Below are 13,205 nucleotides of genomic sequence, written 5' to 3' on the forward strand. Positions count from 1 at the left end.
TTGCTGAAATTTTTAAATAATGAAGCGAGGAATATATCTTTTGCTGCTGCTGGTATCATTTACAGTTTTTGCACAACAAGTAAGTGTGGATACGGCCCAGGTGGTCATTCCGGGAAGACAAAACAGCCCGGAAGCTGAGAAAAAACCATACGTAATCATGATTTCAACAGACGGGTTCCGTTATGATTACGCCCAAAAGTATAATGCAGAAAACCTTTTGAGACTTTCTGACGGCGGAGTACATGCCGATGCAATGATCCCAAGTTATCCAAGTATTACATTTCCTAATCACTGGAGCCTGATTACAGGACTTTATCCTTCGCATCATGGTTTAATTGATAATTTTTTCTATGATTATAAAAGAAAGGAAGCCTATGCATTAAATAATAAAAAAAATGCAGAGGATGGAAGCTGGTACGGAGGAATTCCTCTTTGGGGATTAGCGGAAAAGCAAGGAATAGTTTCAGCATCTTTAATGTGGGTAGGGTCCGCAAGTGATGCCGGAGGAATAAGACCTTCTTATTATTATCCTTACCACGAAAAATTTACTCCTTCCGAAAAAGTGGAAAAAGTAGTCAACTGGCTGAAATTACCTGAAGATAAAAGACCTCATTTTATTTCGATGTATTTTCCGGAAGTAGATGGAAACGGGCACCATTACGGCCCGGATGCTAAAGAAACCGAAGATGCTGTTCACCTGATTGATCAGGCTGTAGGAGATCTTGTTCAGAAAGTAAATGCTTTAGGATTAAAAGATGTTAATTTCGTTTTTGTTTCCGATCATGGAATGATTAAAGTAGATGGAGGTACTCCTTTGGAAATTCCTGCTATTCTTTTAGATAAAAATCGTTTTGATTTTTACAATTCACAGACGCTGTTAAGGGTATATGTAAAAAATCCGGATGAGGTAAAATCCGTTTATAAAGAATTGAAAGCGGGTAAGACTAATGACTATGAAGTTTATCTGGATAAAAAATTACCTAAATACTTACATTTCGCAACAAGAGATGATCAATATAACAGAATAGGACAGATTCTTCTGATTCCAAAGGCTCCGAAAATCTTTCTTGAAAAAGGAAAGAAAACATCAGTAGGAAAGCATGGCTATGATCCTAGAATTGTTCCCGAAATGAAAGCTACTTTCTATGCATGGGGCCCTGAATTTAAAAATAATCTTAAGATTGGTGAGTTTACTAACATTAATGTTTATCCGCTCATAGCTGAGATTTTAGGGTTAAAAATTGATCAGCCTATTGATGGGAAGCTGAAAGTATTGAAAGGTATATTAAAAGAAAAAAATAATCTGAAGATTAAAAAATAAAGATCAAAACAGGTTTCGGCGCACCAGAGGTGCGCCGAAACCTGTTTTGATCGATACTTATACTCTTTTTTTTGTTGTAAGGCAAGAATTTAAAATTTAGCAGAAAATTCTTTAGCAAAATCTTCCAGCTTAATATTTCCTGTAACAGGAGAGCCGTGTTCAATAAAATCTTTTTGTACAACTCCCGTTCTCATTCCCCTTCCCATTTCAACATACAGATGGGCCATATCCTGAGGAAGTCCTGCCTGAAGCATTCCGTTTAAAGCATCTTCATCAGAGAATTCTACCCATGGAAGCTCAGGTTTTTCCACAGCTTTTCCTAAAACATCTGCAAAATCTGATGCTTTTCTGACATCTCCCACAATATATCTAATGTTTTTCCCATTTTCATCTTTTACAAGCTCTTCAGCTGCAGCTTTAGCTATATCATTAGGGTGAACCAAAGGAATATTAGCTGTTCCGGGATAGTTTCCACCAATGATTCCTGCATTTTTAATGAGTGGAATATCATTGAAAAAATTATTGTAAAAATATCCCGCTCTTAAAAAAGTAAATGAGGTGTTCTCTACTTCATTATATAGTTTTTCAATATGGTGAAGACCTGCAATAGGGCCGTTTTCTACAGGAGATTCAGCACCTACACTGCTCAGCATTACAGCTCTTTTTACTCGGGCATTTTTTAATGCTTCAGCATAGTTCTTTCCGGCATTTGTAGTATTTTCAACAATTCTATCCGGGCTGATAGCTGGAGGTGTCATTACAAAAACGGAATCTGCTCCTTCAAAAGTCTGGGTTAAAAAATTAACATCAGTGATAGACCCGATAGCCGGGACAGCTCCTAATGCTTCTATTTCTTGCTTTTTTGCTTCATTGCTGCTTATTACCGTAATATTATGCCCTTCCGCAGCGAGTTGTTGGGTTAATGGTTTGCCTACATTTCCTAATGATCCTGTGATTACAATTTTCATAATAAATATTTTTTTATTTCTGGAAACAAAGTTATATTTGTACTTACTTTTATACAAGTACTTACCCTAAAGTATGTATCAATGACAGCAATCAAAGAAAGTTCTACCATTCAGGAGAACAAAAAGACCGTACAGGACTGTCCTGTGATGTATGTGATGGAAAGAATTGGCGGATTCTGGAAACCTATTATTCTTTTCAACCTTTCTACAGGTGAGAAAAGATACAGTGAATTGAAAAAAGCAATTCCTGCCGTAACAGAAAAAATGCTGATTCAACATCTCAAACAGCTGGAAGCAGACGGCTTGATCATCAGAACAGCAAAACCTGTAGTACCGCCTCATGTGACCTATAAGCTGAGTGAAGCAGGCAATGAGTTAGCTCCAGTTATTGATGCTATGGCAGAATGGGCATTTCAGGATATGGAAAGGAATGATATTAAATGTGCTGAAGGAAACAAATATATGACCCATAAAGATCAGAATGGCTTTGGCCGGAATCTGAATAAATAAAAAACAGACGCTTCAATTTGAAGCGCCTGTTTTGGTTAATATCCCGTTTCAAATTACAGTGACTGCATGTCAATCACAAAACGGTATTTTACATCGCTCTTAAGCATTCTTTCATAAGCGTGATTGATATCCTGCATTTTGATCAGTTCAATATCAGAAACAATATTATGTTTTCCACAGAAATCTAACAATTCCTGGGTTTCAGCAATACCTCCTATTAATGATCCTGCTACAGAACGGCGCTGGAAGATCATCGGTCTTGTGCTTACTTCAGCTTCCTGAAATTCTCCCACAAACCCCACAAGAACTAATGTTCCGTTTAAAGAAAGTGTCTGCATATAAGGATTGATATCATGTTCGTAAGGAACAGTATCAATAATCAGATCGAATTTACCCTTCACAGTATTCATTTGTGAATCATCAGTAGAAATAACAACATGATCAGCTCCCAGCTGCTTGGCATCATCGGTTTTTCCCGGGGTTCTGGAGAATAAAGTAACTTCGGCACCTAAACCTTTAGCAAGTTTAATTGCCATATGACCTAATCCGCCTAAACCTACAACAGCAACCTTAGAGTCAGGTCCCACATTCCAGTGTCTTAGTGGAGACCAGGTTGTAATTCCTGCACAAAGAAGGGGGGCTACTGCCGCAAGATCCAAATTCTCAGGAACACTTAGAACAAAATGTTCATCAACAACTACTTTTTGAGAATATCCTCCGAAAGTATGACCTCCAATATGTTTATCTTTCCCGTTGTAAGTTCCTGTAAAACCATTCAGGCAATATTGCTCAAGATCATGCTGGCAGCTGTCACAATGACCACATGAGTCTACCATACATCCTACTGCTGCAAGATCCCCGACTTTAAATTTAGAAACCTCATTTCCTACATTGGTAATTCTGCCAACAATTTCATGCCCGGGAACTACAGGATACAAAGATCCGCCCCAGTCATTTCTTGCCGTGTGAAGATCCGAGTGGCAAACTCCGCAGTATAGAATTTCTATCTCTACATCTTTTGCCGTAACCTCTCTTCTCTCAATATTCATTTCTTTCAGATCTGCTGTGGTGGATTCCGCACCATAAGCTTTTACTGTAATTGTACTCATTGTTTATTTAATTTAAGTTGAAGTTTACATTGATAAATTGTTATATTCCTCATCCGTTACAGGTTCCAGCCATTCCACAACACCATTTTGAGTATTGGTATTAATGGCGATATGTATGAATTCACTGTTCGGAGCAGCTCCGTGCCAATGGATCACATCAGGAAGGATATTCACAACATCTCCCGCGTGTAAAACCTGTGCAGGTTTTCCCTTTTCCTGGTAAAATCCTGTTCCTGAAGTTACGATTAAAATTTGTCCGCCACTATGAGAATGCCAGTTATTTCTGCATCCCGGTTCAAAGGTGACATTTCCTATCTGGCAGTTCAGTATATCCTCATTAGGTTTCAGGATATGAACCCATGCTGTTCCTCCGGAAAAATAATCAGAGGGGGCTTTTTCTCCTTTCGGAAAAATGTTGGTATTAAAAGTTTCCATAACAGTACAAAAGTCGAAACTTTCACATAAACCAGACTTATACAGATTACCGATTTACTTACCAATTTTACCGACACCTTATCAGTTACAAAGGAAAGTGTTAATTTTGAATAAGATTTAAAATATATCCCATGGCAAATCAGGAAGTTGAAAGAATTAACAGTATTTCAGATTACAATAAAATGACCCATAATGAAACGCTGCATCCGCTGGTAAGTGTGGTTGATTTCTCAAAGTCTCCCGCCATTTGCAGCTACAGAAGAACGTACGCATTTTATACGGTTTTTCTGAAAGATGTGGTTTGTGGAGATATGTATTACGGAAAACACAGTTATGATTATCAGGAAGGGACGTTGGTTTTTATTGCGCCTGGCCAGGTAAGCGGGGTAAAAAATGACGGCAGCCCGATTCAGCCCGGAGGATATGCTTTATTATTTCATCCCGATCTTATCAAAGGAACCAATTTAGGAAAGCATATTAAAGATTATTCATTCTTTTCTTATGATGTACATGAAGCTTTGCACCTTTCTGAAAAAGAAAGAGAAATTGTATTGGAATGCTTTAAAAATATAAGACTGGAACTGGAACAGCCTATCGATAAACATAGCAAATCTCTGGTAGTCAACAATATTGAACTGTTTTTAAATTACTGTATGCGTTTTTATGACCGTCAGTTTATTACCAGAGATCATGTGAATCAGGGAGTGATCGGGAAATTTGAAAATCTGGTTGATGATTATTTAAAATCAGATAACCCTAAGAATATAGGTTTCCCGATGGTAAATTATTTTGCAGAGAAACTGAATCTTTCTGCCAATTATTTCGGTGATCTCATCAAAAAAGAACTGGGCGTTTCCGCACAGGAATTTATCCATAATAAATTAATTGATGTTGCTAAAGAACAGATCTTGGAGGAAGAAAAAACGATCAGTGAAATTTCTTATGATTTAGGGTTTAAGTATCCACAGCATTTTACAAGACTTTTCAAAACAAAAGTAGGCGTTTCACCCAGCGAATATAAAACGCTGAACTGATTTTTAACACGAATGTTGTGTTAAAAAAAATTAATTATACCTGCAAATTTTTTTTATTTTCAAAAAAACAAAAGTACATTTAAAGAGAAAAGTTTTCACATTTCTTCAAGATGAATACATATCAGAAAGGAACTCATGTTTTTGAAACCCATTTCGGAAGAATCATAGCATTAAAAGAAGAAGGCGTTATTAAGGCCAAAAGTATCCGTTATGCCCATTCTGGTAGATTTCAGAAGCCTGTTCCTGAGGAGCCTTCTGTTTCAGATATTGTTTTTCCGGATAAAACGCCGGTCTGTCCCCAGGTATTAAGTCCTTTGGTAGAAAAAATGATCGGAGCTACTCCTGTTGAAACCTTTGAAGCAGATGAATCAACCCAGTTTCTTTCAATAATCCGGCCCGAAGACGTTAATAAAAATGACAAACTTCCTGTTGTTGTATGGATTCACGGAGGTTCCCATGAAATAGGCTGTGGTGATCTTACTACCGCTGATCCTTCAGAGTGGGTAAAAGAACAACAGATTATGGTGGTTACTGTTTCCTATCGGTTAGGACTCTTTGGTTTCTTAGGCGGTGATGAAAAAAGACCTTCAAATCTTGGATTATTCGATATGATCGAAGCTTTGAGATGGATAAAAAAGTATATTGCTGATTTTGGTGGAGATGAAAAAAATATTACACTTCTGGGGCAATCTTCCGGTGGTGATGCTATTGCTCATTTAATGATATCGGAGGGTACGGAAGGCTTATTTCAGCGGGTAATAATTCAGAGTGCCCCTTTGGGACTTCGTCATAAAAGACAGAAAATGTCTGCAGAATTTCTAAAGAAAACAGAACCATTGAAAGATGAAACGGATGTGTTGAAAATGATGGATGAATATGGGAAATTTGTGCCGTCCGTAATGAAATATGGTTTAAAAGCAGTAATGCCTTTTGGTATCCAATATGGATTTCCACCTTTATGCAGAGAAGAAGAATCTGTATTGAAATGGAATGAGAATGCTATAAAATATGATGTTTTGATTGGTCTGAATAACGACGAAACAGCATTTTATCTCAAAACTTCAGAAGCTTTAAATAAATACTTCGGAAAGGGATTCGGATTAAAAATCATGGATAAAACCGTGGAAAAAACAACAGAATTTATTTATGGAGAGCCTGCAAAAAAATTTGCTGAGAATCTGGCTAAGGGCGGCGGAAATGTTTATTTTTTCAGAATTCATTCGAAAGTAAAGAATAATCATATTGGTGCTTCCCATTGCATAGATCTGCCACTAATTTTCGGTAACGAATCTGCCTGGAAATCCTCTGAAATGCTGAAAGGTATTCCCTGGAAGCAAATTCATGAAAACGGAAAAAAATTAAGAGCGCTATGGGCGGAATTTGCCCGCAGCGGAAAAATCTCAGATCATTCCGAAAGGCCGGAAATCCTGGCACTCCGAAAAGTTTGATTTCTTATTTATCCACAATGATGGAATACTTTTGAGCCTTAGGCTTCCCAACCATTCCGGATTTTTATTAAAAACTTCAGCTGAAGATGTGTTATTCCCATCCTTTTGACGGGGTGGTTCACCGGATTTCGAATATTTATTTTAAATTTTATTAATTATGTGTGTTAAATTGTGTAATTGATATTAAATATATATGTATAATTGTTATTTTTAACGTATATTTAAAAACATAACCATAAAAAATAATAATTATGAAAACAAACAAAGAATTCAAAGTAAGAAAGCTTACCCGTGGGGAGCTGAAGGGTTTAACCGCTGGAAATATCAACATAGGTAAAGTATGCTGTACTTCCACTGAAGATGGGCAATGTTGTGAATGGGCTAAAGAGATTTGGTATTGCCAATACATCTATTGTTAAGATTCTATCCCAAATTCTGACAGAAATAACAGGCATATATGATTTTCATGTATGCCTTTTTATTATAAGAATTTTATTCAGGGACCCAGACGCTTACGTTTCCTGCCGGCACGGGGAAGTCTCCCCAGCCATTTTCATTGATAACTACTTTATTTTTAAATCTTTTCAAAAGATCTTTGAATTTTTTTCCACTATAAAATTTTCCCATTTCCATAGGCTTGTTGTAAGCATCTTTGTTGCTTAAAACTACCGCACATCCGGGATGTTCCTCATCTCCTTCCCGCACCCATCCGAGGCAATTGGCATCTTCAAAATAATCTCGCTGTTCACCATATGCATAATCTTTCCTGGCTTTGAGGAGCTGCTCAATACCATCTACCTTCGGCATGAAAATTTCCTGATCATTTCCCGATTTATCTTTATCAACATAATGAGCTCCATACAAATCAGGATAAAAAATACACGGATAGCCGTCTTTTCTCAATAAGATTAAAGCATAAGCAATGGGTTTGAACCATGGTTCAACAGGAGCTTCAAGATCTTGTAAAGGTTGAGTGTCATGATTAGCCACTAGGCTTACGGAGTGCATCGGATCAGCCTGAGTAAGAGTTTCATCAAAAATCCTGCGAAGGTCATAAGAATTTCCTTCTTTGGAAGCCGTATGGAAATTATTTTGTAATGAACTGTCAAAAAGACTCATACAGCCTTCCGTTACTTCAATATATTTCTGAAGTAAATGAAGATATCCGGGAGCCCAGTATTCTCCAACGGCGAAAATATTTTTTTCAGTGTTGGAACGAAGCAGCGTAATCCATTCCTTATAAAAATCAAAAGAAATATGTTTTAAAGCATCCAGTCTTACCCCATCAAAATCGATCTGATCAAAATACCATTTTGCCCAGTTATTAAGTTCTTCGCGTACAAAAGGATTTCTATGTTCAATGTCATTGTACATCAGATAATCATAGTTCCCCTTTTCGTCGTCTATCATTTCTTCCCAATCGTCTCCGTATTCAGACTGTATCTTATAAATATGGGATTCCATTCCTTCCGCATAATCTACGCCGCTAAAGCACGTGAAGTTCCATTCAAAATCAGAATATTTTTTTCCTCTTCCGGGAAATATAAATTTAGTATAGGATTGTATTTCAATAATATCGGAAATCACCTTTTCCCTGTTTTCTTCATCTACTTTTACCGCATTGAATTTTTCCAGTTCATCGCCGCCCGCTTTATGTCCCAGAACAATATCTACAATAACTTCTATGTTCTGCTTCTTTAATGCTTTAATGGCTTTTATGTAGTTGTTTTTAGTGCCATATTTTGTAGGAATTGTTCCTTTCTGATCAAATTCACCAAGGTCGTATAAATCATAAGAATCATATCCTACGGAGTATCCGCCATTTGTTCCTTTGTAGGCCGGAGGTAGCCAGGCGGATGTGATTCCCAGTTTTGCTAAATATCCGGCTTGTTTTTCGGCTTCTTTCCATAACTTTCCGTCTCCTTCAGAATACCAGTGGAAAAACTGAATCATGGTTGGGTTCATAAATTTGCAGGTTTGGTGAATACAAGTTAGCAAAAAAATATGACCTACTGATTCTCAAATTCCTCAAACGGGATTTTTAGTTGAACAGAAATCTGTTTTTTTTCTTCCGTATTCAGATGGGAGAGAGATAACCCTAACAGGCGTACAGCCTTATCAAAAGGACGAAGCTCCCAAAGTTTTCTTCCGGTATTAAAATATTGTTCGGAAGATGTAAAATAATCCTCCCGGGTGATGCTTCGTGTGAAAAGAGAGAAATCTTTATATTTAATTTTTAAGGTTAAGGTTCTTCCCAGAATATTATTTTTTTGCAGACGTTGATGAAGTTCCTGAGCCAGGCTTTCAAGCTTTTCATTGATCTGCTGTTCATCAAAAAGATCTTCGAAAAATGTTCTTTCTACAGCAACGCTTTTTTGGATCCGATGAGGTTTTACTTCTGAAGTATGAATGCCGCGTACCACATTGTAATAATGTTTTCCGGACTTTCCAAAAAGTTTTATCAGTTCTTCAAGAGATCTTTTCTTTAAATCTTTTCCTTTGTAAATTCCTAAACTAAACATTTTGTTGGCCGTAACCTTTCCAACTCCATAAAATTTTTCAACCGGAAGTTCCTCTAAGAAGTTTTCCACCTTATCCGGGTGAATGGTTTTCTGCCCGTTGGGCTTATTGATATCAGAAGCTACTTTAGCCAGAAATTTATTGACAGAAATCCCGGCAGAAGCTGTGAGACCGGTTTCTTCAAATATTTTCTGACGAATCTCCCTGGCAATCTGATTGGCAGATTCTATTCCCTTTTTGTTTTCGGTAACATCCAGATAGGCTTCATCCAATGAAAGAGGTTCCACCAGATCAGTATATTCATAGAAAATTTCACGTATTTTTTTGGAAATTTCTTTATATCTGGCAAAACGGGGAGGGACAAATATAAGGTGAGGACACTTTTCTTTAGCTGTTTTGCTGGGCATTGCAGACCGTACCCCGAACTTTCTGGCTTCATAGCTTGCGGCTGCAACCACACCACGATGCTGACCGCCTACTGCAATAGCTTTGCCTTTAAGAGTAGGGTTGTCATGCTGCTCCACAGAAGCATAGAATGCATCCATATCCACATGAATAATTTTACGAAGCGGCAAAGAAAAATCCATACACAAAGATATGGATTCCTTTATTTATAGAAGGAAGTTAGAAGCTGGAAGAGAGAAGTTAATATTAGTTGATAAGGAAATTGAAGAACTGCTCACCAAATAATAAAAACGCAGTAGTAATTATTAACGCGTCAGTAGCTTCCATCTCCCGCCTTCCATCCTCACTCTTTCAGTCTCATGGTAAGAAGATGAGGTTCAAAACCTGCTTTTTCATAAGCTTTTACTGCAGATTCGTTTTCAGCATATACATCGAGTCTTATTTCTGATATATCTCTCGATTTTGCCCAGCTGATCAGCTCGTCAGTAATTACTTTATTGATTCCTTTTCCCCTGTATTCAGGCTTTACATACATAAAGCCCAGATACGCGTATGTTTCAAATGTGTAGTAATCTTTTTCTGACTTTTTGATAAGAGCATATCCGGAGCCAATAATTTCATTGTTTTCTTCTGCAACAATTAAAATGGCATCTGGCGATTGTATAAAATGACTCAAATCGTAGTAGTGGATTTCACCATCAATAAGGGTAGTATTGAATGGTCTTTCTGCTGAGACAATTCCCTGTTCGAATTCTAAAAGAATTTTTAAATCCTGTTCTGTGGCTTCTCTTGTGATCATGGTTTAAATTAATAAAATAGTAAACACTTAAGTTTTAATAAAAATGCCTGATTCGGCACAGGTTTTAAAACTTAAGTGTTAATGTATTGATGATTAAAAATAAAATTATTTTAAAAGGCTATCTATTGTCTGCTGAATTTCAGGATCATCCGGAGCGATCGCATAATATTTGGCAATAGAAGATTTCTGATCTACCACCATATATCTCGGGATCCAGTTCAGATCTACATAATTGTTAAAATCATTCTTCCATCCGGAAGCAAACCAATAGTTATCCTTATCTTTCATATTGAATCTGGCAAGGCTTTTATCAAAACCTTCTTTAGATCTTTCCAATGAAAGGAATACGAAGTTTATATTCGGATTATTCTTTTCCAATATTTCCGCTTTTGGAAGTGCCTGCAGACAGTCTCTACACCATCCGGCCCAAAAGTCTATAACAAGAACTTTTCCCTTGTGCTGATCAAGAATCTGCTGGATTGTTATGGCTTTTCCATCCTCATCTTCCAGTTTTTGTTGTAAAGCTTCTTTAGAAAAACTTGTTTTAAGAACTGCAGGAACTTTTTGTGAATAGCTTATTCCAAAAATACCTAGCATAAAAAATAGGATCAACTTTCTCATCTCGTACAATTTCATTTATACAAATCTAAACAATGAATTACAATCTGGGAGTGATTTCTGCGGAATTAGGAAAAATTTATAATATTGATGAATTCTATAGGGATGTTTGCTGATATAAATCTGTTACTGATAGTTTTTAATCAAACCTTTCACAACAGCAATAACGTTCGGCATGGCTTTATTGGCAGCATTTAAAACTTCTTCGTGAGAAACGGCAAGTGCAATATCTGGTCCGCCAAGATCTGTGATCACAGAAATACAGAATACATCCATTTCCATATGCCTGGCAACAATAACTTCAGGAACAGTACTCATTCCTACCATATCTCCGCCAATGGCCTTTATCATGCCATATTCAGCAGGAGTCTCAAAAGTAGGACCCTGCAGGGCTACGTAAACTCCCTGATGGATTTTAATGTCTTGTTCTGCAGCAGTATGTTCAGCTACAGCAATCATTTTTTTGCTGTAAGGTTCGCTCATGTCCACAAAACGTGGCCCCAGTTCATCAATATTTCTTCCACGAAGCGGGTGCTCAGGCATCATATTGATATGATCCTTTAAAATAACAATATCTGCAACCTGGTATGCCGGATTTACCCCGCCACAGGCATTGGAAAGGATAAGGTTTTTAATGCCTAACAAATGAAAAACCCTCACAGGAAAAGTTACAGTTTCCATGGAATGGCCTTCATAATAGTGAAAACGGCCGCTCATCATCAGTACTTTTTTTCCTTCCAGTTTTCCATAGATCAGCTTTCCGCTGTGCCCGGCTACTGTAGTTTGTGGAAAATTCGGGATGTCTTTATATTCTAAAATATGGATCGGTTCTACTTCATTCTGCAGTTTCCCAAGCCCGGATCCTAAAACAACAGCAAAGTCCGGAGTTTCCTGAATGATATTACGGATGAAATCAGCTGTCTCTTTAATTTTTTCTAACATAATCTAAGATGATTTGATTGAATTCTTCCTTTTTATCAATAAGTACATTGATAGGCCAGTAGTAAACAATTTCTCTAAGATAGTCAAAAGTTTTCAGACGTACATAATCTTTCTCTGTGGTTAATATCAGCTTATATTCCCCTAATTTTTTATACTCGGCAAGGATTTTTTTAATATCATCATCCGTGAAATTATGATGATCTCTGAATTTTAAATGTTTAACCCTTTTTGAGAATTTAGCAAGATGTTCCAGAAGCGGTTTAGGATTGGCGATTCCGGTAATCAGTAAAATATCGTAATAGTTCAGGTTGTTATCCGGAAGCATTTTATCTTTTCCGTATACATTTTCATCATATCCGATAGATGAAAAGAATACCTTCTGGTTATAAGAAGGTCTGATCCTTGAAATATAATATCTTTTGGTTTCCTCTGTGAGTTCATCAGGACATTTGCTGACCATAATGATGTCTGCTCTTTTGTAACCTGATCTTGATTCTCTGAGATCTCCGGCCGGAAGCAGATAATCTTTAAAGAAGGGATCATTAAAGTCGGTCATCAGAATATTGAACCCTGCTTTGATGGCTCTGTGCTGCATAGCGTCATCCAATACAAGAACTTCAAGATCCATATCGCTAATCACTTTTTTTGCTCCAGGTACACGTTCTTCTGAAACGGCAATCACAAAACGGTTTTTAAAACGTTCAAAAAGCTGCATGGCTTCATCACCTACCATTTTGTAGTTGCTGTCATAATTGGTTACTTCATAACCTTTGGTGAGTCTTCCGTAACCTCGTGAAAGCACGCCGGTTCTGTAATGCTTGGATAAAAACTGAGCAAGATACATCACCATTGGTGATTTCCCGCTTCCGCCCACAGAAAGGTTTCCGACATTGATTATCGGTGTCTTGAATTTTGTCGACTTAAAAATTCCCAGATCATACATTGTGTTCCGGATACCCGTTACCAAATGATAACCAAGGGAAAAAGGATAAAGGTACCATCTTTTCATACGATTGCAAAAATAGGAATTTTCATAAGCATTTGGTGTAATATTCTCAAAGACTTTTCAATAAATATTTCGTTAAATTAAAGTATT

The 13,205-nt window shown here is 37.1% G+C and carries 14 protein-coding genes; 5 read left to right on the top strand and 9 right to left on the bottom strand.

Features of this window, described 5'->3' with window-relative positions:
* Positions 1 to 19 precede the first annotated feature (19 nt).
* Positions 20 to 1,321: an ectonucleotide pyrophosphatase/phosphodiesterase gene (locus F3J23_RS00600; RefSeq protein ID WP_167022524.1), complete on the top strand. Its 1,302-nt coding sequence runs from the start codon at positions 20 to 22 to the stop codon at positions 1,319 to 1,321.
* A gap of 89 nt (positions 1,322 to 1,410) precedes the next feature.
* Here the strand turns inward: F3J23_RS00600 and F3J23_RS00605 are convergent, their stop codons facing one another.
* Positions 1,411 to 2,289, bottom strand: coding sequence for an NAD(P)H-binding protein (locus F3J23_RS00605; protein ID WP_167022527.1), 879 nt, complete (start codon positions 2,287 to 2,289; stop codon positions 1,411 to 1,413).
* Positions 2,290 to 2,370: 81 nt separating this feature from the next.
* Here F3J23_RS00605 and F3J23_RS00610 point away from each other — a divergent pair, with 81 nt between their 5' ends.
* Positions 2,371 to 2,799 (top strand): winged helix-turn-helix transcriptional regulator, encoded by a 429-nt coding sequence (locus F3J23_RS00610; RefSeq protein WP_167022530.1) that lies wholly within the window; start codon positions 2,371 to 2,373, stop codon positions 2,797 to 2,799.
* A gap of 53 nt (positions 2,800 to 2,852) precedes the next feature.
* On the opposite strand, the gene F3J23_RS00615 is transcribed toward F3J23_RS00610, so the two are convergent.
* Together F3J23_RS00615 and F3J23_RS00620 are read right to left on the bottom strand one after the other, a co-directional pair.
* The gene (locus F3J23_RS00615; RefSeq protein ID WP_194303823.1) at positions 2,853 to 3,908 is read right to left on the bottom strand and encodes an NAD(P)-dependent alcohol dehydrogenase; all 1,056 of its coding nucleotides are present in this window, start codon (positions 3,906 to 3,908) and stop codon (positions 2,853 to 2,855) included.
* A gap of 24 nt (positions 3,909 to 3,932) precedes the next feature.
* Positions 3,933 to 4,343, bottom strand: a complete 411-nt coding sequence (locus tag F3J23_RS00620; RefSeq protein WP_167022533.1) for a cupin domain-containing protein — start codon at positions 4,341 to 4,343, stop codon at positions 3,933 to 3,935.
* 131 nt (positions 4,344 to 4,474) lie between these two features.
* On the opposite strand from F3J23_RS00620, the gene F3J23_RS00625 reads away from it, so the two are divergent.
* The 3 genes from F3J23_RS00625 (at position 4,475) to F3J23_RS00635 (ending at position 7,244) form a co-directional block, all read left to right on the top strand.
* Positions 4,475 to 5,377, top strand: a complete 903-nt coding sequence (locus tag F3J23_RS00625) for a helix-turn-helix domain-containing protein (RefSeq protein WP_167022536.1) — start codon at positions 4,475 to 4,477, stop codon at positions 5,375 to 5,377.
* Between the two features lie 110 nt (positions 5,378 to 5,487).
* Positions 5,488 to 6,825 (top strand): carboxylesterase family protein, encoded by a 1,338-nt coding sequence (locus F3J23_RS00630; protein WP_167022539.1) that lies wholly within the window; start codon positions 5,488 to 5,490, stop codon positions 6,823 to 6,825.
* Between the two features lie 251 nt (positions 6,826 to 7,076).
* Positions 7,077 to 7,244 carry a hypothetical protein gene (locus F3J23_RS00635; protein ID WP_167022542.1) on the top strand — a complete coding sequence of 56 codons (168 nt, stop codon included), beginning with the start codon at positions 7,077 to 7,079 and terminating at the stop codon, positions 7,242 to 7,244.
* A gap of 73 nt (positions 7,245 to 7,317) precedes the next feature.
* On the opposite strand, the gene F3J23_RS00640 is transcribed toward F3J23_RS00635, so the two are convergent.
* The 6 genes from F3J23_RS00640 to lpxK form a co-directional block, all read right to left on the bottom strand.
* Positions 7,318 to 8,790, bottom strand: coding sequence for an alpha-amylase (locus F3J23_RS00640; protein ID WP_167022545.1), 1,473 nt, complete (start codon positions 8,788 to 8,790; stop codon positions 7,318 to 7,320).
* 44 nt (positions 8,791 to 8,834) lie between these two features.
* Complete coding sequence (gene dinB, locus F3J23_RS00645) at positions 8,835 to 9,932, bottom strand: DNA polymerase IV (RefSeq protein ID WP_167022548.1); 1,098 nt, start codon at positions 9,930 to 9,932, stop codon at positions 8,835 to 8,837.
* A gap of 161 nt (positions 9,933 to 10,093) precedes the next feature.
* The gene (locus F3J23_RS00650; RefSeq protein WP_167022550.1) at positions 10,094 to 10,549 is read right to left on the bottom strand and encodes a GNAT family N-acetyltransferase; all 456 of its coding nucleotides are present in this window, start codon (positions 10,547 to 10,549) and stop codon (positions 10,094 to 10,096) included.
* A gap of 105 nt (positions 10,550 to 10,654) precedes the next feature.
* Entirely contained in the window at positions 10,655 to 11,170 is a 516-nt protein-coding gene (locus F3J23_RS00655; protein WP_167022553.1) for a TlpA family protein disulfide reductase, read from the bottom strand.
* Between the two features lie 123 nt (positions 11,171 to 11,293).
* Positions 11,294 to 12,109 carry a purine-nucleoside phosphorylase gene (locus F3J23_RS00660; RefSeq protein ID WP_167022556.1) on the bottom strand — a complete coding sequence of 272 codons (816 nt, stop codon included), beginning with the start codon at positions 12,107 to 12,109 and terminating at the stop codon, positions 11,294 to 11,296.
* Positions 12,093 to 13,118, bottom strand: coding sequence for a tetraacyldisaccharide 4'-kinase (gene lpxK, locus F3J23_RS00665; protein ID WP_167022559.1), 1,026 nt, complete (start codon positions 13,116 to 13,118; stop codon positions 12,093 to 12,095). Before lpxK ends, F3J23_RS00660 begins: the two co-directional genes overlap by 17 nt.
* Between the last annotated feature and the right edge of the window lie 87 nt (positions 13,119 to 13,205).

The organism is Chryseobacterium sp. Tr-659 (genome assembly GCF_011752975.1).
Classification (GTDB): Bacteria; Bacteroidota; Bacteroidia; order Flavobacteriales; family Weeksellaceae; genus Chryseobacterium.